At 57.1% G+C, this 24,088-nt stretch carries 21 protein-coding genes; 7 read left to right on the top strand and 14 right to left on the bottom strand.

The genetic code is table 11. The annotated features are described in order from the left end of the window. Positions 1–108: 108 nt before the first annotated feature. Positions 109–2,049, bottom strand: a complete 1,941-nt coding sequence (locus J0A66_RS10655) for a TonB-dependent siderophore receptor (protein WP_206573800.1) — start codon at positions 2,047–2,049, stop codon at positions 109–111. Positions 2,050–2,203: 154 nt separating this feature from the next. Between J0A66_RS10655 and blaDIM the strand changes: the two genes are divergently transcribed. Beyond that, positions 2,204–2,929 carry a DIM/SIM/IMP family subclass B1 metallo-beta-lactamase gene (blaDIM, locus tag J0A66_RS10650; RefSeq protein WP_206573799.1) on the top strand — a complete coding sequence of 242 codons (726 nt, stop codon included), beginning with the start codon at positions 2,204–2,206 and terminating at the stop codon, positions 2,927–2,929. Between the two features lie 11 nt (positions 2,930–2,940). Here the strand turns inward: blaDIM and J0A66_RS10645 are convergent, their stop codons facing one another. Then, on the bottom strand, positions 2,941–4,122 hold the full coding sequence (locus tag J0A66_RS10645; RefSeq protein WP_206573798.1) for a BaiN/RdsA family NAD(P)/FAD-dependent oxidoreductase: 1,182 nt from the start codon (positions 4,120–4,122) through the stop codon (positions 2,941–2,943). A 92-nt stretch (positions 4,123–4,214) separates the two neighbouring features. After that, positions 4,215–5,690 carry a S41 family peptidase gene (locus tag J0A66_RS10640; protein WP_206573797.1) on the bottom strand — a complete coding sequence of 492 codons (1,476 nt, stop codon included), beginning with the start codon at positions 5,688–5,690 and terminating at the stop codon, positions 4,215–4,217. Between the two features lie 136 nt (positions 5,691–5,826). Here J0A66_RS10640 and J0A66_RS10635 point away from each other — a divergent pair, with 136 nt between their 5' ends. Continuing rightward, entirely contained in the window at positions 5,827–7,161 is a 1,335-nt protein-coding gene (locus tag J0A66_RS10635; protein WP_206573796.1) for a tetratricopeptide repeat protein, read from the top strand. A 165-nt stretch (positions 7,162–7,326) separates the two neighbouring features. On the opposite strand, the gene J0A66_RS10630 is transcribed toward J0A66_RS10635, so the two are convergent. From J0A66_RS10630 to gmk, 9 genes are all read right to left on the bottom strand, one after another. After that, positions 7,327–7,803, bottom strand: a complete 477-nt coding sequence (locus J0A66_RS10630; protein ID WP_206573795.1) for a peroxiredoxin — start codon at positions 7,801–7,803, stop codon at positions 7,327–7,329. A 28-nt stretch (positions 7,804–7,831) separates the two neighbouring features. Further along, positions 7,832–8,593, bottom strand: coding sequence for a class I SAM-dependent methyltransferase (locus J0A66_RS10625; protein WP_206573794.1), 762 nt, complete (start codon positions 8,591–8,593; stop codon positions 7,832–7,834). Continuing rightward, positions 8,593–10,668, bottom strand: coding sequence for an ATP-dependent DNA helicase RecG (gene recG, locus J0A66_RS10620; RefSeq protein ID WP_206573793.1), 2,076 nt, complete (start codon positions 10,666–10,668; stop codon positions 8,593–8,595). Before recG ends, J0A66_RS10625 begins: the two co-directional genes overlap by 1 nt. A 6-nt stretch (positions 10,669–10,674) precedes the next feature. After that, positions 10,675–11,307, bottom strand: coding sequence for a peroxiredoxin-like family protein (locus tag J0A66_RS10615; protein WP_206573792.1), 633 nt, complete (start codon positions 11,305–11,307; stop codon positions 10,675–10,677). A 171-nt stretch (positions 11,308–11,478) separates the two neighbouring features. Beyond that, the gene (gene trmH / locus J0A66_RS10610; protein WP_206573791.1) at positions 11,479–12,171 is read right to left on the bottom strand and encodes a tRNA (guanosine(18)-2'-O)-methyltransferase TrmH; all 693 of its coding nucleotides are present in this window, start codon (positions 12,169–12,171) and stop codon (positions 11,479–11,481) included. Positions 12,172–12,183: 12 nt separating this feature from the next. Further along, positions 12,184–12,570: a RidA family protein gene (locus J0A66_RS10605; protein WP_206573790.1), complete on the bottom strand. Its 387-nt coding sequence runs from the start codon at positions 12,568–12,570 to the stop codon at positions 12,184–12,186. Between the two features lie 13 nt (positions 12,571–12,583). Then, positions 12,584–14,701, bottom strand: coding sequence for a bifunctional GTP diphosphokinase/guanosine-3',5'-bis pyrophosphate 3'-pyrophosphohydrolase (spoT, locus tag J0A66_RS10600; RefSeq protein WP_206573789.1), 2,118 nt, complete (start codon positions 14,699–14,701; stop codon positions 12,584–12,586). Positions 14,702–14,810: 109 nt separating this feature from the next. Beyond that, the gene (gene rpoZ, locus J0A66_RS10595; RefSeq protein WP_206573788.1) at positions 14,811–15,089 is read right to left on the bottom strand and encodes a DNA-directed RNA polymerase subunit omega; all 279 of its coding nucleotides are present in this window, start codon (positions 15,087–15,089) and stop codon (positions 14,811–14,813) included. Between the two features lie 104 nt (positions 15,090–15,193). After that, positions 15,194–15,862 (bottom strand): guanylate kinase, encoded by a 669-nt coding sequence (gmk, locus tag J0A66_RS10590; protein WP_241264141.1) that lies wholly within the window; start codon positions 15,860–15,862, stop codon positions 15,194–15,196. 109 nt (positions 15,863–15,971) lie between these two features. Between gmk and J0A66_RS10585 the strand changes: the two genes are divergently transcribed. The 5 genes from J0A66_RS10585 (at position 15,972) to J0A66_RS10565 (ending at position 21,227) form a co-directional block, all read left to right on the top strand. Next, complete coding sequence (locus tag J0A66_RS10585; RefSeq protein ID WP_206573787.1) at positions 15,972–16,640, top strand: alpha/beta hydrolase; 669 nt, start codon at positions 15,972–15,974, stop codon at positions 16,638–16,640. 112 nt (positions 16,641–16,752) lie between these two features. Next, a complete protein-coding gene (locus J0A66_RS10580) occupies positions 16,753–17,160 on the top strand; it encodes a DUF2914 domain-containing protein (RefSeq protein WP_206573786.1) in 408 nt (135 codons plus the stop codon). A 110-nt stretch (positions 17,161–17,270) separates the two neighbouring features. After that, entirely contained in the window at positions 17,271–18,203 is a 933-nt protein-coding gene (gene hemC, locus J0A66_RS10575; RefSeq protein ID WP_206573785.1) for a hydroxymethylbilane synthase, read from the top strand. Continuing rightward, the gene (locus J0A66_RS10570; protein WP_206573784.1) at positions 18,196–20,061 is read left to right on the top strand and encodes a uroporphyrinogen-III C-methyltransferase; all 1,866 of its coding nucleotides are present in this window, start codon (positions 18,196–18,198) and stop codon (positions 20,059–20,061) included. Before hemC ends, J0A66_RS10570 begins: the two co-directional genes overlap by 8 nt. Beyond that, positions 20,058–21,227 (top strand): heme biosynthesis HemY N-terminal domain-containing protein, encoded by a 1,170-nt coding sequence (locus J0A66_RS10565; protein WP_206573783.1) that lies wholly within the window; start codon positions 20,058–20,060, stop codon positions 21,225–21,227. The genes J0A66_RS10570 and J0A66_RS10565 overlap by 4 nt, the downstream gene beginning before the upstream one ends. Here the strand turns inward: J0A66_RS10565 and J0A66_RS10560 are convergent. Both J0A66_RS10560 and J0A66_RS10555 read right to left on the bottom strand, forming a co-directional pair. Then, positions 21,224–22,582 (bottom strand): sigma-54-dependent transcriptional regulator, encoded by a 1,359-nt coding sequence (locus J0A66_RS10560; protein ID WP_206573782.1) that lies wholly within the window; start codon positions 22,580–22,582, stop codon positions 21,224–21,226. The genes J0A66_RS10565 and J0A66_RS10560 overlap by 4 nt on opposite strands. Continuing rightward, positions 22,575–24,080 (bottom strand): ATP-binding protein, encoded by a 1,506-nt coding sequence (locus J0A66_RS10555; protein WP_206573781.1) that lies wholly within the window; start codon positions 24,078–24,080, stop codon positions 22,575–22,577. Before J0A66_RS10555 ends, J0A66_RS10560 begins: the two co-directional genes overlap by 8 nt. Positions 24,081–24,088: the final 8 nt, after the last annotated feature.

Below are 24,088 nucleotides of genomic sequence, written 5' to 3'. Positions count from 1 at the left end.
TCTCCATCCCAGGGAAATGACCAGGCTATTGGCTTGCTGCGGCAGAGTAAAGTCGCAGGCCATTGCTTTTTATCGCAATGCCTTTACTAACTTGGTCCGCCGTGGCGCCTAGAACAGGTAATCCCATAGTAGCCGGATGGTTCTTGGCTCGCTGTAGGTCAGGGTCTCTGAGCTGCTCACATCGTAATGAAACTCGTCGAACAGATTGAGGATCTGCAAACGGATGCGTGAACCCGGTCCCTCTGTTGGGAGTTGGTACGTAAAGCCGGCGTTGACCCGGGTCGCCGAAGGGGTCTGCTTTTGCTGGTGGCTGATCGGATCGAGCCGGCCCGACAGGTATCTTGGCCCCAGGTGTTCTATGCCTGCATCCAGGGTCAGCGCATCACTCGGACTGAACTGCAGATTGGCGATAAGCTTGACCTTGGGGACCGCCACAGGGTGTCTGCCCAGATGACCGCCTTCAGGTCCGTCTCCTGCCAGTTCAGCCTGGGTGTATACGCCGCCCACGACCAGATTCACCCCCTGTTGAACCTCTCCGCTTAAGGAAATTTCCAGCCCTTTGTGGGTTACCTCGCCAAGCAGGCCAAACTCGTTGTTCTGGTTGTTCAGTCCGGCATAGGATTTGGTGGTTCTGAACAGTCCGGCGAGTATCTTTGTCTTGTCGGTGAGCTGATACTGGATACCGGCATCGTACTGTGAAGCCAGGCTGGCGGGTATCACCTCATTGGGATTTGCCGCAGAGGCGGGGGCAATACCCGATTCCTCCAGACCCTTGGCATAACTGCCGTACAGGCTGAGCCTGCGGGACATGGGGTAAAGCAGATTCCAGTTGTAGATCCAGGGATCCAACCCCTCTTCATGCTGTTCTGTGAGCTTCTCAAACCTTTTGTCGTATTGGTTAACTAATATCCCGGCACCGATCTGCAACTGGCCCAGCCGCACCTGATAGGCCAGGCCAAGGCCATATTGCTCCACCTCGTCCAAGCCGTCATGGGTGAAGTTATCAAAGGTCGGCGCCTGGTAAACCCCGGGCCGTTCGCCCAGAACAGTCCTGTCCAGCGGGTAAACACGCTCACCACCGATATGGTTGGTGGTGAGGCGGGCCCTGGCGATAAGCATCAACTGCTGTGGCAGGGATGACTGCCCGGGTTGCCAGGCAGCGGTGAGCTCGCCGGACCAGGCGCGGTAACGTTGCTTGGGGGCGGCCACATACAAGCTGTCCACCAGGTTACTGTCCGTCAAAACGGAAAATACCTGGGTAAAAGATTGGTTGTCATCATCCTCAGAGAAAAACAGCGACGCCCCTATGGTCCACTGTGAATCCACCTGCCAGTCGTAAATCCCCCCCAGGATCCGACTTTGGCCTTTGTTTTGTGCCCAATCCTGGCCGAGGTACCGTTGCCGATCTATTTCCCGGGGCAGTGCCAGATTATCTTCAGCCAGTCTGATCACAAAGGTGCTGTTTCGCCTGAAATCGTATTCCCCGAATAATAACTGCAGGCGATGGTCGCGGCTCAGGGCCATATTCAGGGTGCCGGCCAGGATCATCGACTCGCCCAGACCTCCCTGGGCATCCCCGGCATTTTGCTCCAGCCCCATCCCCACCGACCAGCCGTAAGCCGAATCCGGCGTGCCCCCCTGCATATGAGCCTGGAGGGTACGGGTGGTAAAACTCTCCAGTCCCAATCGGACACTGCTGTTTGATTCGGCAGTGGGATATCTGAGCTGGTAGTTTACCACCCCGGAAGGACCCGGCATGCTGGAACCTATAGCCCCGTAGCCGATCTTGATATTGGTCTGTTCCACAAAAAAACGGCTCATGCCGGAGCTTTTGACAAAGTAGTGGCCATTGATTTGATAGTTGCCGGCGGCAGACAAGTCGAAGCCCCTGACGGAACTTGCGTCATAGATACCGATGGATTCATTCTCTTTACTCGTGCCGAAGGCATCCTTGGCAGAAGTAATGACCGACAGAGTTTGCTCAGCGCCAACAGAGAAAGCTAACAGAGTGCCGCCCAGTACAGGGCTGAGGTGTTTGAATACTGCCATCAGGGTAATTACCTGTGAAATTAAACCGGGCGGCAGTATGGTGCGGTGCACGACAGCAAAGTATCCGCTTCTTGCTGAGTTTTACCGCAAAGAGGATTTCAGCCCGGCGTGGTCAATTTAAACTCTGGACCTTTCCAAACACAGGAATTCCATCTTGAGAACTATTGCCGTTTTGTTGTTTTGCCTCGGGGCAAACCTTGCCGTTGCCGAAGAAGTGTCGAAAGCCCTGGAAATCCAGCCGTTAGAGGAGGGGATTTATCTTCATACGTCCTATCAACATTATCCCGGTTTTGGGCTGGTCGATTCCAACGGCTTGGTGGTCGTGGTCAAAGACCAGGCCTACATCATAGATACGCCCTGGTCCGAGCCGGACACTGAGGAATTACTGGGCTGGATTGAAGCAAGGGGACTGACTCCCGCAGCCAGCCTGTCGACTCACTTTCATGCCGACCGTACCGCAGGTATTAAGGTGCTCAAGGCCAGATCCATTCCTACCTATGCCTCAGAGCTGACCAATACATTGCTGCTCGAAGAAGGCCACGCCCAGGCGGCTCAGACCTTCAGTCATCCGTCTTTTTCTCTGGTGGAGGGCCGGATAGAGGTGTTTTATCCGGGGCCGGGACATAGCCGGGATAACCTGGTGGTATGGTTGCCGCAGGCCCAGATACTTTTCGGTGGCTGTTTGATTCGTCCGGCAGAAGCCGGGGGACTGGGTAATACGGCCGATGCCTCCATTGCAGACTGGGCCGGGTCGGTACAAAGGGTTAAAGAAGCCTTTCCCGGTTTACTGCAGGTGGTGCCCGGGCATGGCGAGGTAGGGGACATAAACATGCTTGACCATACCATGGCATTGGCCATTAAGGGTGCTAAGAGTGAATAGGGGTTTTCTGGTTAAACCACCTGCCCTGCGACCCAGCCGCTGCTCCAGGCCCACTGGAAATTGTAGCCTCCGAGCCAGCCGGTGACGTCCATCACCTCGCCGATAAAATAAAGCCCCGGCACCTTTCTGGCTTCCATGGTCTTGGAGGACAGCTCGTTGGTATCCACCCCGCCCAGGGTCACCTCGGCGGTGCGGTAGCCTTCGGTTCCGTTGGGTTTGAGTTGCCATTGCATAAATGCATCGGCTACCTGCTCCAACTGTTTACCCTGATATTGCTTCATGGGCTTGTTGGTTAGTGCGAAGTATTCCAGCGCTACCTGCACAAAACGTTTGGGAAATAGCTTGGCCAGCGTGGTACTGAGCAGTGCATCCGGATGGGCCTGCTGCTCGGTTTGCAGAAACTCAGTCAGATTTTGACCCGGCGACAGGTTGAAGGTGACGGTCTCCCCCGGATGCCAGTAGTTGGAGATCTGCAGTACCGACGGGCCGGACAGGCCCCGGTGGGTAAAGAGAATATTCTCGCGAAAGCTGGTGTGGTTGCACACTGCCGTGGCATCCAGGGAGATGCCGCTGAGCTCTGCCAGAGCGGCTTTATCCTGCTCGTGCAAGGTAAAAGGTACGAGACCGGCACGGGTAGGCAGCACCTTGAGGCCAAATTGCTCGGCAATTTTGTAGCCGAAGGGACTGGCGCCGAGCTTGGGAATCGACAACCCGCCGGTAGCCACCACCAGCGAGTCGCAGCCGAACTGGCCCTGGCTGGTTTCCAGCTCAAAACCCTCTGCGGTTTTATCGATGTTCTGTACCTCCACCGGATGGCGAACCTGCACCCCCGCCTTATCGCATTCGCTGAGCAGCAGTTTTAGAATGTCTTTGGCTGAGTCATCGCAAAACAGCTGGCCCAGGGTTTTTTCGTGGTAGGCAATGCCATACTGGGTCACCAGGGCGATAAAGTCCCATTGGTTGTAGCGGCTCAGGGCAGACTTGCAAAAATGGGGGTTGGCGGACAGGTAGTTTTCCGGGCTGGCGTACATGTTGGTGAAGTTGCAGCGCCCCCCGCCGGACATCAGGATTTTGCCGCCGATGCGTTTGGCATGATCCAGCACCAGCACCGAGCGTCCCCGTTTGCCCGCCTCGGCGGCGCAGAACAATCCGGCCGCACCGGCCCCTATCACTATGACATCGACTTTTAGCAACTCACACTCCTGATATTCTCCGGCCCGTCCACCCTAAGGTTCAGCAATAGATGACGGGCCGGATAAAAACCGCGCGAGTATAGCGAATTTGATTAGTTTACGCTTGTCTGCAGTGCATGCTGAATGTGATCCAAGGCGGCCTGCAGCACCCGCTGGCTGGCATCCGGGGTCATGGGAGTGTCGATCACCACATCCGGTGCGACACCATCGGGCTTCATCTCACCGTTGGGGCGGATGATATGGGCTTTAGGGAAGCCGACCTGAATACCGGTATGGTTAAGTTTAAACTCTTCCATCGCACCATAAGTGGTGGCCAGATCAGCGGTTTTTTCACCCAACAGGGTGGCAAATCCATAGTCTTTGACTATGGCCGCGACTGAAACCGCGTTGGAATAAGAGTAGCGGTCAATCAGCACGTAGACTTCACCACTGAACCTTTCTCCTTCGCGCGGCTGGGCCAGCGGTAAGGGAAATGAGAATACCGTACCCATGGGCTGAGCCTGATAAAATTCATCCAGTTTATGGGAAATGTCGTTCTTATCCTGGCTGGTGGCGAGCCTGGCCCTATTGGCCGCTTGCGCCTGTGGGCTGACCTTGACCCTGAAATCTGAGGCGAACTTGAACGGCCGATCTGCAATCCAGGCCAGCATATGATCGCTGAATGAGTTAGTGCCGCCAGGGTTGGAGCGCAGATCGATCAGCAAAGCCCGGGCGCCTGCCTTTGCAAAAGACATAAAGGCTTGATCGATAAAGGCTTTAAACTGCCGGTTGTCCCAGATATCCACAGCCTCTGGACTGTTATTGTAAAAGGGACCAGGTCGCAGATAGGCAATATTGTGTTCGAGTATCTCAGCCTCTCTGCTATCCCAGTCGATTTGTTCAGACATCTCCTTGTCAGCGGAATGGAGTTGCTGCTGTGCCTTGGACAATGTGGGTTGTGTCAGGGTCAATTTTCTGCCATCAGGCTTTTCCAGTGTCAGCTCGTAGGCTGGTCTTTCTCCATGTTCCAGCCACAACAGGGCGGGTAAACGAAACTCCAAAAGTGTCGCTGCGATCAAAGGGTTGTCCGCCGACAAATGTTGATACAGGGGGGCGAGCCACTGCTGGACAGGCTGGCCGTTGACGCTGATCAGTCTGTCGTAAGGGTTAATCTCCGGATGAGCGCCGTAGTATTCATTCACGTAGACGCCCTCATCTGTCACTGACAGGTAAAGTGGCAGGGTCTTGCCCCCTGCTTCCCTGAAGGCACTGTATTCCTCAGCGGGGAAATCGATTCTGGCATGGGCCACCTTGCCCAGAGCGACAAATTTCTGAAAGTGTGTTTTAACTAGCAGAGCCGTCATGGGGGCGTCAATTTGTGCCATAAACTCTTCGAAGTGCTGGTCATAGTTTGGCTTTGACAGGTTGGCAAACAGATCATAGTGGGCCTGCTGCAACCCTTTGTAGAGCTGTGCGAAGTCCTCCTTCACCTGGTCAGGCGAATAGCTGCGTGGTAGATCGTCTGCTTCACCAGCCGCAGCCATGCCGAGCGTCAGTAAAAGACTGAGTAGTAATCCGGTTAATTTCATAGGTGGTGTCTCTGTAGTTGAACCCGTCACCATTGTGCAGGCCAGGTAGTTCCGGGTCCTGACCAATCTCTGCGGTTTTGCTGACCAAAGTCTGATGATAGTATCCCCGACGGAATCACATATTAGTCAGAACAGCATGTCCGGTGAAATTCTGGAAATTAATCAGTGGTGCATTGAGGGGGACAGCGGCCGGTTTTGGCAACGCACAGCCGACTCAACTTTAGCCGAATCTGTTGACCAGGTGTCCAGTCTCGAGCCAAAAGCCTGTGCCTTATTGTTTTATCTGGCAATGGCGCCGGGTAAGGTTCATGGTAAAGACGAGCTTTTGTCTGCCATCTGGCCGGACACAGTGGTCACAGAGGACGCACTGACCCGCTGCATTTCCAAACTACGCAAAGCCTTACAGGACGATCCCAGGCAACCCAAGCTGATTGCCACCTTACCCAAACGAGGCTATCGCTTAGTTGCCGACCATATCCAGCTGACCGAGTCGAAACCACAGCCTGCCGCGCCGATAGCCGGGGAGGCGGATGATAAAGACCTGCCGCCGCCAAATCCGGTCTCTTCAGATGCCAAAGCCACCCGGATGCCCTCTGGTCGACTCACCGCTGCATTGACCGGGGTCACTATCCTGCTATTGGTGGCTATATTTCTGCCCTGGCCCGAGTCAGATAAAAACCTGTCTCCATCTGATAATGCAGAGAAATTGATCGATCAGGCTGATGATTACTATTTTCAGATCCGCCGGGCCGACAATGAAACCGCCATAGAGCTTTATCAACAGGCCATAGCGTTGCGACCTGAGTCGGCGGCCGGGCAGGCAGGACTGGCCAATGCGCTGGTGCAAAAGACAGTACGTTGGTCCAATCCGATTGATGAGCAGGAGGCAGGGTACAACAATCTTCGGGAGGCATTGGCCTCAGGTCACCTGGCCAGTCCGGAGTCGCGGCGTCAACTGGACAGAGCACAGGCACTGGCGGAGCGCGCGGTAAGGCTCGCGCCAGAAAATAGCCGGGTACACAGGTCGCTGGGCTTTGTCTATTCTGCCCAGGGCAAGTTTGAGGCTGCCCTCACGGCTTACCATAAAGCAGTGCAATTCAATCCCGATGCCTGGGGAGCCCTGATCAACATCGGTGACGTTCTCGAAATAACGGGTCGTCCGGAACAGGCTCTGCCTTTTTTCGAAAAGGCTTATGCAGCCATGACCCGTTTGTATGAGGAGCAATCGGCCCGAATCATGCCCTGGTACGCGGACATGGGAGCACTCATCGGTGAAAAGTATGCGGATCTGGGGCAGCCTCAAGAAGCCGAAGTCTGGTTTCGAAAGGTGTTGAGTCAGGCGCCACTGAACATTCGGGCTTCACTTGGTCTGGCCAGAATTCTGGCTGACAGTGGTGATGTCGACGGAGCCATACGATTGTGTCGCGACATCAAAGAACGCGTAGATCCATCCCACCAGTGTGATTATTAGTGACATGATGCCAATCGCAATCTTAGCCAGCCAGCAAATTAGGCCTCTGCCGGAGTCGGCAGCACAGGATACAGGCCGGATCTAAGTGACCAGCGGCTGCGGCAATGTTTTCCGACTCCTCCCCAGGCATAGAGGAGCAACGCTGATGCGCTGTTGCGACGGCTGTCAACCCAATTGATCCAGCAAGGTCTGCGCGTCGCTGACCTCAAATTTGCCAGAGACTTCCAGATTGAGTTTGTCCACCACTCCGTCCCTGACCAACATGGAATAGCGCATGGAACGGGTGCCGCCGAATGAGCCGGTGTCTTTGTCCAGGCCAAGGGCGATGGTAAAGCTGCCATCTCCATCGCCCAGCATCCGGATCTCATCGGCATTGTGCGCTTGCCCCCAGGCTTGCATCACAAAGGCGTCATTGACTGATACACAGAGGATGCTGTCCACTCCTTTGGCTTTGATTTTGTCGGCCAGGGCTACGTAGCCGGGCAGGTGGCTGTTGGAACAGGTGGGGGTAAAAGCGCCGGGTACGGCAAAGAGCACCACGGTTTTGTCTTTGAACAGCTCAGCGGTGGTATGTTGCAGAGATTGTCCGTCTTTGCGCTCGGTCAGAATAGCCTGTGGCAGGGCTTGTCCGGGTTTAATCATGGTGTTTCCTTGATAAGTTAAGAGACGACTATTTGTGGATTATATAGATATCGAAACGGTTGGCCTTGCCCTTACTCTCCATGCTGGGATTGCGCTGGGCCAGATAAGGGGCGCCGGCGGGACGTTTCACCACCACCCGCTTGGCAGCCAGTTGCAGCGCTGGTGCAAGCAGGGCATCGGCATCCAGGTCCGGGCCCAGCAACTGCTGGAAAAGGCGCATTTCCTTTTTGACCAGTGCTGATTTCTGCCGGTGCGGGAACATGGGATCCAGATAGACCACGTCCGGCTTGGCCCCTTCCCAGTTGCTCAGGACCTTTTCAGCCGATTCATGCAACAGTTGCATACGCTCGGGCAGCCAGTTGGATAGCTCAGAATCTGCAGCAGCCCGGCGCAGGCCGTCATCCAGCAGGGCGGCCACCACGGGAGATCGCTCCAGCATGCTGACCTTGCAGCCAAGACTCCCCAGAATAAAGGCATCCCGGCCCAGGCCAGCCGTAGCATCCAGCACGTGGGGCAGATAGTCTCCTTTGATGCCCACGGCTTTGGCCACTGCCTCGCCCCGTCCGCCGCCGTGTTGACGACGCCAGGCCATGGCATTGGAAGCGAAATCCACCTGGACGTTACCCATTCTCGGATCGTCCAGGGTTTTCAGGGCAAGGCCGCGCTCGTCCAGATAGAGGACCAGGCCCGAATCGGCGTGTTCGGTGAGTGGCAACTGCCAGCGTTCGGCCAGTTGGCGGGCTGCGGCCAGATAATCGGGAGTGGCGGGCAGGACAGGAATCAACGACATCAGGCGTGTCCGTAATCTTCCCGGTGGGCCAGCCAGCGGTTGATAATGGCCTGGGCCTTAGCCGGATGCTCTGCCCACAACCGGGTGGCCAGTTGTTGCACCTGGGGAATAAGATGCGCGTCGCGAACCAGATCGGCTATTTTAAGATCGGCCAGGCCGGTCTGCTTGGTGCCGAGCAGCTCGCCCGGCCCGCGGATTTCCAGATCCCGCTGGGCGATCAGAAACCCGTCATTGCTTTCCCGCAGCACAGCCAGACGCAGGCTGGCGGTTTTCGACAGGGGGGTGGCATACATCAGCACGCAGTGGCTTTCCACCGAGCCCCGGCCGACCCGGCCACGCAGCTGGTGTAACTGGGCCAGGCCCAGGCGCTCAGGATTCTCAATAATCATCAAACTCGCATTGGGCACATCCACCCCCACTTCGATGACGGTGGTGGCCACCAGTAAATCCAGCTCGCCGTCCTTAAAGGCCTGCATCACGGCTTGTTTCTCAGCCGCCTTAAGCCGGCCATGGACGAGTCCGACCTTCAGTTCGGGCAAGGCCATGGCCAGAGCCTGGGCGCTGTCTTCTGCCGCCTGACACTGCAGCACCTCGGACTCTTCAATCAGGGTGCAGACCCAGTAGATCTGGCGGTGTTCCTCCAGGCAGGCATGTCTGACCCGGTACACCACTTCGTCCCGGCGGCTGTCGGGGATCACGGCGGTTTTCACCGGCGTGCGTCCTGGGGGCAGTTCGTCGATGACCGAGGTGTCCAGATCCGCATAGGCGGTCATGGCCAGGGTGCGGGGAATAGGGGTGGCGGTCATGATCAGCTGATGCGGCATCAGACCCTGATGCTGGCCCTTCTCACGCAGGGCCAGGCGTTGGTGTACCCCGAACCGGTGCTGCTCATCGATAATGACCAGGGCCAGGTGATGAAAGGCTACCTGTTGCTGGAAAATGGCATGGGTGCCCACCAGCATCTTTATCTCACCCGATTTCAGGCGTTCAAGCAGGGCTTCGCGGGCCTTGCCCTTGAGTTTGCCTGCCAGCCAGCCGACGTCGATGCCAAGTGGTTCCAGCCATTGGCGGAAGTTATTGGCGTGTTGTTCGGCGAGCAGTTCGGTTGGAGCCATCAGCGCCACCTGGTAACCGCTGCCGATGGCGGTAAGAGCCGCCAGCGCCGCCACCAGGGTTTTGCCGGACCCTACATCCCCCTGCACCAGACGCATCATGGGCCGGGGCCGGGAGAAGTCCTGCTGAATTTCTTTCACCACCCGCCGCTGGGCGCCGGTGGGGGCAAAGGGCAACGAGTCGAGAAAACGCTCAAGCAAGCCGAACTCAGGGTGCAGTACCGGCGCCTGCTGGGCTTCGGCATTCTGGCGTACTTTTAATACGCTCAGGTGATGGGCCAGCAGCTCTTCGAGGATCAGTCTCTGCTGTGCCGGGTGCTCGCCTTTTTCCAGCAGGGTCAAACTGACATTCGGGTCTGGTCTGTGCACCAGCAGCAGAGCCTGTTGCAGGCTTATCTGCTGATTATACATGCCTGGCGGCAGCAGCTCGGCCAGGCCGCCCTGTTTAAGCAGGTCCAGAGCCTGGTCGGTGAGGTTGCGCAGGCTCAGTTGCTTTAGTCCCTCGGTGGTGGGATAGATGGGCGTGTAGGCTTCTTCCACCTGTTGTTGGTGGCCGTCTGTCAGCAGCCGGTATTCAGGGTGCATCATCTCAAGGCCGTATTTGCCGCGGCGGATCTCGCCGAAGCAGCGGATGGTCAGACCCTTCTCCATGGCGTTTTTCTGCGCGGCGCTGAAGTGGAAGAACCTCAGGGTCAGGCTGCCGGTACCGTCTGATACCCTGACGGTCAGCATGCGTTTGCGGCCGAACTGGATATCGGCGGACTGGATTTCGGCCTCAATGCTGGCATGAAGTTGGGGCATCAGATCGGCGATGGGGTAGATGCGTGTGCGATCTTCGTAACGCAGGGGCAGGTGAAAGAGCAGATCCTGAACCGTCACCAGCCCGAGTTTCTGCAGTCTTTCTGCAACTTTGCTTCCTACCCCTTTGAGTTCGGTAACCTGTTTATAGGCGAGTGACTGCATCCATGATTAGTTCAGAGCCAGTTTAGCCGCATGATACATCAACTGTGGGTCGACTCGTACCTTGTAGTTGGGATTCACGTACTGGAACTGGATCACGCCCTGGGTATCCAGCACATAGGCGGCCGGTGCCGGCAGCACAATACGATCGTCTCCTAGCAGGGTCGGGAAGATGTTGCCTTTCCAATCACGGTATTTGGCCGAGGTTTCCTCGTCCATATAAAAGGCAATGCCGAACGCCCGGATGGCTTCCAGGCCGGCGTCGGACAGCAGTGTGACCTGGTAGTCTGTGTCGAACTTCTGCTCCTGTAAGCGTTCGGGTGAATCGGGAGAGATGGCCAGAATCTGATAGCCCAGTCCGGTAATATCTTTCTCAACCTTCTGGAAACCGGCTAACTGGGCATTGCAGTAAGGACACCAGCCACCGCGGTAGAAGAGTATGACCGTGGGCTTCTGTTTGACCAGGGCATGCAGGCTGACATCTTCACCCTGCGCGCTTTTCAGCGTCACATCAGGGACCGTCTGGCCGTTCAGAAGTGGGGTCACGGCGTCGGCGCTGTCAGCCACCTGGCTTCTGTCGAGGGCCAGTAGCGGACTGCTGATGACAAACAACAGGGAAAAAATCAGTGGGCGTAAGGACATACGGACTCCATTGGGGATGATTGTTGGGTCTAAAGACCTGATGGCCGGGACTTTACTTTCAGCTTATTTCACTCTATGTCGCCGCAATGTGGTGATGGCAGCCGAGGTACAAGCATTGCCCTTCTTTGTCAGCGCTGTGATTTTTTTACGGATGGTCGCCCGAAGGCAGCCCTACGGCTTAACCCGGCCGTCCTGTTGCATACGCTGCCACCAGGCGTCGCTGGCCAGAATTTGTCCTTCATCGTCTATCTGTGGATAGTCCAGGCCTTTGATGCGACACAGGGTTTTGAGTTTGGGATAGCCGCCTTCAAACAGGATGCGCTGGCATTCGGCCTCTTCCAGACGGGGCTGGTTGTACAGGCCTGCCAACTGACGCTGACGCTGGGCCTCATACAGGATCAGGGCCCCGGCCACCGATACGTTCAGCGATTGGGTCATGCCGAGCATGGGGATAATGATTTGCTGGTCGGCTGCGGCCACGGCCTCGGGAGTTGCGCCGGTGCGTTCCTGGCCGAACCAGATAGCGGTGGGCCGGGTGTAATCTATCCGGCGAAAATCCACCGCCTGCTCCGACAAATGGGTCACCAGCACCTGCATCCCCTGTGTTTTCAGTGAAGCCAGGGCATCGGCGGTACTTTTATGGGAGTGCAGCTTCAACCAGTTCTGTGCCCCTACCGAGGTGCCGGTGCGGATTTCATGTCTGGTATTCCACACCACGTGCACATGATGGGCCCCTGCTGCGTCGCAGTTGCGCATCATAGCGGCCAGGTTGTGGGGCTTGTGGACTCTTTCCAGGCAAACGGTCAGATCCGGTTGGCGCATGGCCAGCATCTGGCGAATGCGCCGGTAACGCTCAGGTGTCACGGAATCAGAGCCTTATTCAGGCAGCTCCATAATGCCGTCTATTTCAATCTGGGCACCCTTGGGCAGCTCCTTCACGCCAATGGCCGCGCGGGCCGGATAGGGCTGCTTGAAATACTGGCTCATGATCTCATTGACCTTGGCAAAGTTGGACAGGTCAGTCAGATAAATATTCACCTTGGTCAGGTCATTGGTGCTGCCGCCGGCTGCATCACAGACTGCTTTAATATTCTCAAACACCTGGCGGGCCTGGGCTTCAAACTCGTTGGAAACCATCTCCATGGTTTCCGGCACCAGCGGGATCTGCCCGGACAGATAAACCGTAGTGCCCGATTTGACGGCCTGGCTGTAAGTGCCAATAGCTTTAGGGGCCCTGTCAGTATTGATAACGGACTTAGACATAATAAAAAGATCCTCAGGATTGCTTTGATTGGCTGTGACGAGAGACTTTCTGTACCTCTGGCATGGTGCGGATGCGCCGCATGATGTTGGCCAGATGAATACGGTTAGCAGTCGTTAGTTCCAAATCAATATAGTAAATATTGCTTTCTTTTTCTTCGGTTTGCAGGCTGATGACGTCCGCGTCGGAGGCTGCAATGGTATTGGTCAGTTTGGCCAGCGTCCCCTGCCGGTTGACCAGTTCAACGCGTAACGATGCCTTGAACTCGCCCTGGGCCTCAGTCTCCCACTGCATGGGAAGTACCCGGTGTGGCTCCTCTTTGGCCAGCTTGCGGATATTACGGCAGCCGCTTTGATGGATCACCATGCCCTTGCCGGGACTGAGGATGGCGATGATATCGTCCCCGGGGATGGGATGGCAACAGCGACCATAGCTGACCAGCAGGCCTTCGGTGCCTTTTATCGCCACCTTGCGCCCCTTGTCCCCCGTCTCTACTTCGCTGTCGCCCACCAACCGGCGGGCCACAATGGCTGACAGTTCGTTGCCCAGGCCGATATCCGCCAGCAGAGAATAGAAGTTATCGTGCTTGGTTTCCTTCACCACCCTGTCTAAATCCGCCTGGGGAATATCATCCAGCTTGATATTACCCAGGGCGTGACGCAGCAGGCGGTTGCCCATGGTGATGGCTTCCTCGGAATGCTGTTTTTTCAGGTACTGGCGGATATAGGAGCGGGCCTTGGCGCTGACCACAAAATTCAGCCAGCTTGCATTAGGCTTGGCTCTGGGGGAGGTGATGATCTCTACCGACTGGCCGTTTTCCAGCGGCTTGTTCAGGGAGTAGTTGCGCCTGTCCACCCGCACCCCGACACAGGAATTGCCGATATCCGAATGCACCGCATAGGCAAAATCCACAGCCGTGGCGCCCATGGGCAGTTCGATAATGCGCCCGTCCGGGGTAAAGACGTAGATCTCCTCCGGGAACAGGTCGGTCTTGACGTTTTCGATAAACTCCACCGACGAACTGGCGCTGTGTTGCAGTTCCAGCAAAGAATGCATCCATTTCCTGGCCCTGACCTGGGCCGTGGTACCCCGGGCTTCGCCAGGTTCCTTGTACAGCCAGTGTGCGGCAACCCCCTTGTCGGCCATATGGTCCATTTCCAGGGTACGGATCTGGATTTCCACCGGGATCCCATGGGGCCCCACCAGTGAAGTATGCAAAGACTGGTAACCGTTGGTGCGGGGGATGGCAATGTAGTCCTTGAAGCGGCCTTCGATGGGCTTATACAGACCGTGCATGGCGCCGATGGCCCGGTAGCAGCTGTCCACCGACTCTACAATCAGGCGAAAGGCATAGATGTCCATCACCTCGTTAAACAACAGCTCCTTATTTCTCATTTTGCGGTAAATGGAATAGAGGTGCTTTTCCCTGCCCGTGACGTCGGCCTGGATACCGCTTTCTTCCAGCCGGGATTCGATCTCCTGCTGGGTATTTTCGATGATTTCCTTGCGATTCCCCCTGGCCTGCTTAACGGCCGATTTCAGCGCCCGGTAGCGCATGGGATACATGGCCTGAAAGCCGAGGTCTTCCAGCTCGTTCTTAATATCGTGAATACCCAGGCGATGGGCAATGGGAGCGTAGATTTCCAGGGTTTCACGGGCGATGCGCCGCCGCTTGTCGGGACGCAGGGCGCCCAGGGTGCGCATGTTATGGGTGCGATCCGCCAGTTTGACCAGGATCACCCGGATGTCCTGGGTCATGGCCATGATCATCTTACGAAAGTTTTCCGCCTGGGCCTCTTTCTTGCTGCGAAACTGGATCTTGTCCAGCTTGCTGACCCCTTCCACCAGGTCCGCCACCGATTCACCGAAGTGGTCAATCAGATCCTGCTTGGATACTTGCGTGTCCTCGATGGTGTCGTGTAACAGGGCCGACATCAGGGTTTCGTGATCCAGGCGCATATCCGCCAGGATACCGGCAACAGCCACAGGATGGGTGATATAAGGATCGCCGCTGGAGCGCATCTGGCCTTCGTGAGCATCGCGGGCTACTACATAGGCCCGCTGAATATCCGCCACCTGCCCGGCAGGCAGGTACTCGCTGATTTTTTGTTTCAGGCCTTCAAACAGATACACGTCAAATACTGACTGACAGAACAGGAATGGCTACAGGATACGGAGATTTTGGCGCGAAGCCAACGCCGGGGCGCTAATAGCGCCCCAAACGAAAAGTGGGGGTCGGGTGTTACTGATGGTCGCCGGACAGAATATTGGCCACAGAAGCGAATTCGGCGCGCTCCTGCTCTTCCTGAGAGCGCATTTCGTCCGCATCCATACTGTCAGCGGTGACCAGGCCTTTCTCGATTTCGCGCAGGGCAACCACGGTAGCTTTGTCATTTTCCCATTCAACCCTGGGATCCCTGCCTTCGATAGCCAGCTGGCGCGCACGGCGAGCGGCGACCAGCACCAGGTCAAAACGATTGCCAATCTGTTCTACTGCATCTTCTACTGTTACGCGGGCCATTTAACACTCCGTGGGCATTATTCGAAAAAGGTCGCATAGTTTACTGGCTTTATGCCACCTTGCCAAGGTTAAAGCTTAGACAGTTGCCGGTTATACCAATCGGATTATTCTTCTTTGAGCAGATCGCCAAACAATCCGGCGTGACGGATGGCCTGCCTGGGCTGGCGCAGTCGCTGGCTGGTAACGATGGATTCGATGTCTGCCAGGGCGTCGTCAAAGTCGTCATTCACCACCACAAAGTCAAATTCCTGGTAATGGGAGATTTCCGATCTGGCCTTGTCCATTCGCTGGGCAATCACCTCCTCGCTGTCCTGTCCCCGGCCGCGCAGCCTTCGCAACAGCTCCTGCCGGGACGGGGGGGCGATAAAGATGGTGGCGGTATCGGGCATCTGCTGTTTGATTTGGCGCGCGCCCTGCCAGTCGATATCCAGAAAGACGTCAATGCCCTGCTCCAGGGTGCGGGCAATGGCCTGCTTGGAGGTTCCGTAGTAATTGCCGAACACCTCGGCCCATTCGAAGAAGGCATCTTCGCCGATCAACTCCTTGAATTCGTTATGATCGACAAAATGATAATGCACGCCGTCCTGCTCGCCCGGCCTGGGCTTGCGTGTGGTGTGCGAGACCGACACCTGCATGCTGCCGTCCTGATGCTTGTCCAGCAATGCCTTGATCAGGCTGGATTTACCCGCTCCTGAGGGGGCGGCGAGAATAAAAAGATTACCTGGTGCCATAGGTGAATAATTGGTGAGGCTGCAAAAAAGCAATGTTAGCATAAGTTCCAGTCAGCGCTTCAAGCCCGGCGACACAGATAACAACAGACCGTATTAACGGCAGGGAGCCGGGCAGGGCACACTCAACAAGATTTGGAACACAGGATTGCGAATGAGCACAGCATTACCCTACGTCGAGGTAAACCCACAACACAAGGTCGAAGCCGTGGTTATCTGGCTGCATGGCCTGGGCGATTCCGGAAACGGTTTCGCCCCCATTGTACCGGAACTGAAATTGCCGGAGAGCCTGGCCAGCAGGTTCGTGTTTCCCCATGCGCCGGTGCGCCCCGTGACGATCAACAACGGCATGCAAATGCGTGCCTGGTACGATATCAAATCGCTGGATTTTGAAAATCGTGCCGATGTCCAGGGGGTTGAAGAATCCGCAGCCCTGGTCAAGAAACTGGTTGAGGAGGAAATGGCTCGCGGCATTCCTGCCAATCGCATCCTGCTGGCCGGCTTTTCCCAGGGGGGCGTAATCGCTTACCATCTGGGGCTTCGTTTTGAACACCAACTGGCCGGCATTCTTGCCTTGTCCACCTATATGTGCCAGCCGCAGATGCTGGCCGAGCAACGTCATGAGGCCAATCAGGAGACCCCGGTGCTGGTGGCCCATGGCCTCTATGACGAAGTGGTGCCCTGTGCCCTGGGTAAGGCCGCCTACAACCAATTGCAGAAGCTCGGATATAACGTGCTGTGGCGGGAATATCCCATGCAGCACAATGTCTGTATGGAAGAAATCCAGGACATCGGCCACTGGATCAAGCAGCGCCTGGGTTGATCAAAGGACCGGCCCGGGCGTCAGGCATTCTGCCGGAAACTGACCTACAATCAGTCTGATAGGGGTAATTTATCCAATACTGTCAGAAACAGGAGTAGGGAGAAAAATGCAGATGAAATTGATCCATATCCCGGTGCTGATGTTGTCCATGGCTGGTTTTTCCGCCACGGCTGATGTGGCTCGCAGTCAACTGACATATGGTATCAGTGACCGTGAGCCCATCGACAATATCATGGACGAAGTGGTCGGCGAGGCGAGCCAGGTTACCACCCTGTATTATTTTACCGCCTTGCAGGATTTACAGGGTGAGCAGGTGGTACACAGATGGTATCGCGAGGGAGAGTTAATGGCCGAAGTCAGCTTCACGCCGACCAGTGACTACTGGCGTACCTGGTCGAGCAAACGCCTGCTGCCCAGGTGGGGAGGCGACTGGCAGGTTCAGGTCTGGCACGGGGATACCATGATCGACAGCAAAACCTTCCGTTATACGATCACCCCCCAGCGTTATCTGTCTGAATAAAGACCGCGCACGTTCCGGCAAGGCCGCTCTGCCAATGCCCTCCCGGCGATGTTATTATTCCGCCATGCTATCTCCAGCGCCCGGGGGCGCTTTCCAAACAAGGCTTATCCATGACAACGCGAGTGATCCGTATCGCCACCCGAAAAAGTGCCCTGGCCATGTGGCAGGCGGAATATGTACAACAGGCACTGCAACAGGCGCACCCGGGACTGGCGGTGGAGCTGGTGCCCATGACGACCCAGGGAGACAGGATCCTGGATACTCCCCTGGCCAAAATTGGCGGTAAGGGGCTGTTTATCAAGGAACTGGAAGTCGCCATGCAGGAAGGGCGGGCCGATATCGCAGTACATTCAATGAAGGATGTGCCGGTGGATTTCCCTGAGGGCTTCGGTCTGCATGCCATCTGTGAGCGGGAAAACCCGTTTGACGCCTTTGTTTCCAACCACTACGCCCATCTTGACCATCTGCCTCAGGGCGCTGTAGTCGGCACTTCAAGCCTGCGCCGCCAGTGCCAGCTCAGTGCCCGCCGCCCCGACCTGCAGATTCGGGATCTGCGCGGCAACGTCAATACCCGCCTGGCCAAGCTGGATAAAGGCGAATACGACGCTATTATCCTGGCCTCGGCCGGGTTGATCCGCCTGCATATGGAGGACAGGATCCGCCATGCCATCGATCCTGAGGATTCCCTTCCCGCCGTCGGACAAGGGGCTGTGGGCATTGAGTGTCGCGACGATGATGCGGAGCTGGTGGCCCTGCTGGCCCCCCTGAACCACGCACATACTGCCGCTCGCGTACTGGCAGAGCGCGCCATGAACCGCACCCTGCAAGGGGGCTGCCAGGTGCCCATTGGCAGCTATGCGGAGCTGGAAAACGACCAGATCTGGCTGCGGGGCCTGGTGGGCGCGCCGGACGGTTCCAGAATTATCAGCGGCGAGGTCCGTGGACCGATTCAAAAAGCCGAGATGCTCGGCGAATCCCTGGCCCGGGATCTGCTGAGTCGGGGGGCCGGCCAGATTCTGGACGAGTTGTACCAGCATGGCTGAGTTTCTGCTGCTGCGTCCGGCCGGCAAGTGTGAAGCCAGCACCGAGGCGCTGAGTCAGGCTGGTTTGTCCACTGTGGGACTGCCACTGATTGCCATTGAGCCGGATTCAGCAGCGATGGCCAGATTTCCCCAACAGCTCGACGAGCTACAGGGACAGAGCAAGCTGATTTTTGTCAGCACCCCGGCGGTTGAACTGGCTATTCAGGCTATGCAGGGGCGGGACTGGCCGGCGCAACTCAGTTACTTTGCCGTGGGGGCCGCCAGTGCCGAAAAGCTTCAGGCCGTCGGTCTCCAGGTACAGTACCCTGAGCGTCAGGATTCCGAGGGGCTGCTGGATTTGGCTGAACTGAAACTTGTCAATGGTCAGCCTGTACTGCTGGTTAAGGGTGAGGGGGGCAGAGAGCTTCTCAGCCAGACACTGGCCGACAGGGGCGCCAAGGTGCAGGAGGCCTGCCTGTACCGTCGCCAGCCGGTGCCGGATGCGCCGCCGACAGAGGCTTGGCAAACCACGGACATTCAATGCATTATTGCCACCAGCGCAGCATTGGTAGATGCTGCATTTGATGCATTGGACAAAGACTGGCTTGTCAGCACGCCGTGGATCCTGGTCAGCGACAGGCTGGCCGGGATGGCAAGAAGCCGGGGCATCAAACAGATTATGGTGAGCAGGAATGCCAGCGATGCGGCATTGATTGAAACCGCCAGACAATTTATGGAGCAAAAGTCGATGGCCGAAGCCAACCAATCCCCTGACGTACCAGAGCCAGTAACTCACTCACCGGAGGCCGGCGCGGCAGCGTCCGGGTCAGGGAGAATTTGGCCCCTGGTATTGCTGAATTTGCTGATGCTGGCCGCCCTGGCCGGGGCAGGTTATTGGGGTTGGATTCAGCTAAGCCAGGCAGAACAGCGGGAGCAGGAACTGCTTGCAGAAACTCAGACCCGGCTACGTCAGCAGCAAGAAAGGCTACGTGAAGAAATGGCCAGCCAGTTGGCTGATCAGCGTCGGCAGTGGGAACAGATGAATGCTCCCCTGTCCCAGCAGCTAAGCGAACTCCAGGCGATGGTGACGGCCAATAAGGCCCTGGCCAAGTCCAATCAGGAAGGCCTGAACCAGGTCTCTGGGCGTCGTCCCGACGACTGGTTGCTGGCCGAGGCCGACTATCTGGTGCGTATGGCCGGACGCAAGCTTTGGTTGGAGCGGGATTTGGATACTGCCATCCTGATGCTGGAGTCCGCCGATGCCAGGCTGGCCGATATGACCGACCCCAGCCTGCTGACTATCCGGCAGATGCTGGCCGACGATATCCAGACCCTGCGGCAATTGGATCGGGAACCCCTGACCCGTATAGCACTGGAACTGGGGGCGTTGACTCACCAAGTCGACAATTTGCCACTGGATATGGTGGTGCTGCCGGAGCCGGTGGACGAGGGACCCGGTGCCGAACCCTTAACCGACTCTGTCAGCGACTGGCGGACCAACCTCAAACGCACCTGGCAGTCACTGGTGGAGGACTTCATTACGGTGCGCCGGCGCACGGAAGAAACCAAGCCCCTGCTCAGCGACAAGCAACAATGGCTGGTCAGGGAGCAGCTTCGTCACTATTTGTTGCAGGCCCAGCAGGCGGTGCTGCAGGAGCAACCGGCTCTGTATCCCGGTCCTCTCAAAGAAGCCGGCGACCTGCTGGATAAGTATTTTGCCGGTAATGACAGCCGGGTAGCCGGTTTTGCCGGCAGTCTGCAGGAGCTGCAAAGGGTGGATATTGGCAGGCACTATCCGGCTCAACTGCAATCCGCCCAGCCGCTGGAAGATCTGCTGCAAAGACGCTTATCCCGCGGCCAGCAGGAGTTACAACCATGATCAGGCTGTTGTTGCTACTGGCAATAGTGTTGGCCGGTCTGGTGCTGGGTCCCTTACTGGTTGGGCAGAAAGGATACGTACTGATTGCCCTGAATCAGTGGACCATTGAAATGAGTCTGATCTCTTTGGGGTTGATTGTGCTGGGGGCGATCCTGGCATTTCTGCTGCTGGAATGGCTGGTTAAACGGGTACTGACCCTGGTCACCGGTTCCCGCGACTGGCTGGGGGGATTCTCTGAACGTCGTCGTCAGAAAGCCTTTACCAGAGGCCTGGTGGCGCTGGAAGAAGCGAACTACCAGGAAGCCGAGAAGCAACTGAGCAAGGTCGACAGTGCGGCCTTCAGCGGCCTGGATTTGCTGGCCTCTGCCCAGGCTGCGGCCAAGCGCAAGCAGTGGGATAAAGCCCGGGATCTGTGGTTAAAGGCATCCGAATACCCGGCCAGCGAACTGGCGGCCAAGCTGCATCTGGTCAAACTGGAAATCCAGCATCAACAGGCGCACAAGGCATTGTCGCTGCTCGAAGGCTTGTCAGAAAAGCACCAGCAACATCCCCGTGTTGCTCAGCTATGGGCCAAGGCACTGGCTCAGCAGGGACGTTGGCAGGAACTGCAGGACAAATTGCGCGGTTGGAAGAAAACCCTGGGCCTGGAGAAATACGACTTCTGGATGCGTCAGGCCGCCCAGGGGGTATTTGCCGAAATTGCCAGCAAAGAGGGCGCCAATCAACTCAAAACCAACTGGCAGGGACTGCCACGATCCAAGCGTCAGGATCCGGCCCATCAGGCGGCTTACGCCGAGCAACTGATGATGCAGGGCATGGCCTCGGACGCCGAACAGGTGCTGGTGGAAGGTCAGAAGCAGGGACCCCATCCCCTGTTACTGCCGCTGATGAAGCAGTTGAAGTCGCCCAATCCGGTTGCCGCTATCCGTTTGTTGGAAGGCTGGCTTAAAAAAGACGAAAACAACGCCGAGTTGCTGTCAGCCCTGGGCCATCTCAGCCAGCAGGCAGGGGATCTGGTGCTGGCGGAAAAAGCCCTGACCAAGGCCATTACCCTGCGTCACGATCAGGACGACCTGCTGGCTTTGGCCGCAATCAAGGAGGCCAAGCAGGACAATCAGCAGGCGCTGGCGCTCTATAAGCAGAGTCTGATGGCCCCGGACAGTTAAGACTGTGCGGCCCCGTCGTCCAGCCAGCGGTACAGGGTACGCCGGGTAACACCCAGAATTTGCGCGGCCCGCTGTTTGTTACCTTCTGTATGGTTCAGTACCTGGTGAATGTAGTCCTGCTGGAGTTGCTGCAGGGTGGGCCAGTCGCCCCGCGGTCCTGAAGCCGCCTGATCTTCCGTTTTGGCGAACCGGATCCGTTCAGGCAGATCGGCCACACTGATATGGCTGTCCTGGCAGAAGGTATAGGCCCGTTCGATGGCATTTTGCAGTTCACGGACATTGCCCGGAAAGGCATAACGGTAAAGGCAGTCTATGGCAGCCGGTTCGATACCCGTCACCCCTTTTGGCTGGCTTTGCCTGAGTTGGGTGATGAAATGTTCCGCCAGCAGTTCCAGATCCTCCCCCCGCTGGCGTAAAGGCGGGACACTGAGGGTGAAGGTTTCCAGCCGGTAGAACAAATCGGCACGAAACTGCCCTGTTTTAACCCTGGCTTCCAGATCCTGGTGGGTTGCGGCCAGGATCCGCACATCTACCCGTTCTTCCTTGTCGCTACCCACTGCACGCAGTGTTCCCTCTTGCAACACCCTGAGCAGCTTGGCCTGTAACGGCATGGGCATTTCGCCGATTTCATCCAGCAACAAGGTCCCTTTGTTTGCCTCCTTGAGCAGACCGGCCCTGGCCAGCTTAGCCCCGGTAAAAGCGCCGGCGGCATGACCGAAGAACTCGCTCTCCATCAGTTCGGCCGGAATGCCTGCGCAGTTGACCGCCAGGAACGGAGCGGCGTGACGGGCACTTTGCTGCTGCAGTGCCCGGGCGACCAGCTCCTTGCCCGTGCCGCTTTCACCCAGGATCAGAACGCTGCCATCCGCAGGGGCAATTTGCTCTATCTGCCGGTAGAGCTGACGCATTGCCCGGCTGCGGCCCACCAGTCCCAGATTATCGCCTTGCTGCTGTTGGCGATACTGGCTGACTTCTTTATACAGGGCGCGGTGGTTCAACTGACGTTCGACGCTGAGCATCAGGTGATCCAGATCCAGAGGCTTGGTGAGAAAATCATCGGCACCCTGCTTGAGGGCTTTGACTGCTTCACTGACGGTGCCGAAGGCAGTAATCAGTAAGACGGCAGGGGCCGGCTGCCAGGACTTAACGGCCGACAGCAGGTGCATCCCGCTGATCCCTGGCAGCCGGATGTCACTGATGATCAGGTCAGGTAACTGGGATTCCCCTTTGTTCAGTGCCTCTTCCCCTGTTTCGAAGGCACAAACCCGGTAACCATGACTTTCCAACTCTTCCTGCAGTAACTCGCGCAGGCCGGGGTCATCTTCGACGACCATGATCCTGATATTTTTAGCCATGCCTGGAGCTCCCATCCGGTGCGCTGACGAGGGGTAAAGTAACAGTGACCAGACAGCCACCCTGAGACTGGTTTTCCAGCAGCAGGCTGCCGTCGTGATCATGTATGACCTGCTCGGCGATGGTCAGACCCAGGCCTGTACCCTGCCCCTGAGGTTTAGTGGTAAAAAAAGGGCTGGTCAGATGTCCAGTGCCGGAGGCGGGGGGCAGGCCCGGGCCATCATCCCTGATCCTGATAACCGCTTTGGTTTCCTGCCGAATCCAGTCTATTCTCACAAGCCGGTTGGCGGCCTGCACTGCGTTACGCAACAGATTGACCAATGCCAGTTCCAGTCTCTGGACGTCCCCTTCACACTCCAGGGAGGGACCTCCTTCAGTGATTTCGATGGCCGGTCCCTCCCCCTGGTATTCATAACCCAGACTTTGCAGGGACTGCCTGATGAGATCCGCCAACAGGAAGCGTTGAACCTGGGTCTGCTGGTGGCGACTGAATGCCAGCAATTGCTGCACCATGAGCGTCAGTCGCTTTACCTGACCCCTTACGGCGTTTAGCTGCCGCTGGCTGTCTTCATCCAGGTGCCGCTTGGCTAAACGCTGGGCGCGACCGTCGATGACGGACAGGGGGGCGCCCAACTCATGGGCCACACCTCTGGCGACCTGCCCGATGGCCGCCATTTTCTGTTCTTCCTTCAACTGGGACTGGAGCTGGTATTCCTGGCGCCGACGCTGCGAAATCTCCATTTCAGCCTGGATGATGCTGTCCAGCATCTGATTCAGGCCCCCGGCAATCTCGCGAATCTCCGCCGGGCCTGTCAGGCTGGCCCGGTGTCTGTGATCTCCCATCGCCACATTACGCATGCTGTTGACCAGATCGATCACATGCCGACCGATGGCGTGATGATGACCGAATATCAGGATAGCCACTGTGGCCAGCGCCAGGGTGGCCCATCCGGCCAGCGCCAGCCTCTCCAGTTTGGCAAATGACTTTTCAAAATCGCTGGCCCGGCGGGTGATCTGCAACAAACCTGTCACTTGGCCCTGTTCATTGCTGATGGGCATAACGTAGGAGTAGACGGATTCCCCTTCCACGGAACGGTAGTCATCCTGTTGCTCCCGGGTGCGTACCACTTTTTCGGCAATATGGCTGCTGCTCAGGTCCGTCTCAGTGACGCCGGAAAAGGCCACCAGCTTGCCTCTGGCATCAAACACAGAGGCCCCATAGACCCGCCCTATACTGAATACAGATTTGAGGTGGTTGGCCAGGGCCGACACATTCCCTGCCGACAGGGCTTCGCTTACCGGCAGACTGATGGCTCTGCCCACCAGCTCCAGATCACTTCGCAGTTTCTGGTTGGCCATGTCTTTGACAAAGGACAGACCAAACCAACTGGCCAGCCCGCAGACCAGGAGGATGGGCAGGACAAGATACAACAGTAGCAGCGACTGGAGGCTCAACCGACGCAAGGACGAAAGTCTGAATGAGGTGTTTAATTTTGTCATATCGAACC

The sequence above is a fragment of the Bowmanella dokdonensis genome (assembly GCF_017254865.1).
GTDB lineage: Bacteria > Pseudomonadota > Gammaproteobacteria > Enterobacterales > Alteromonadaceae > Bowmanella > Bowmanella dokdonensis.
Note: the sequence above shows the minus strand (reverse complement) of the source record. Positions and strands in the feature narration are given on the sequence as shown.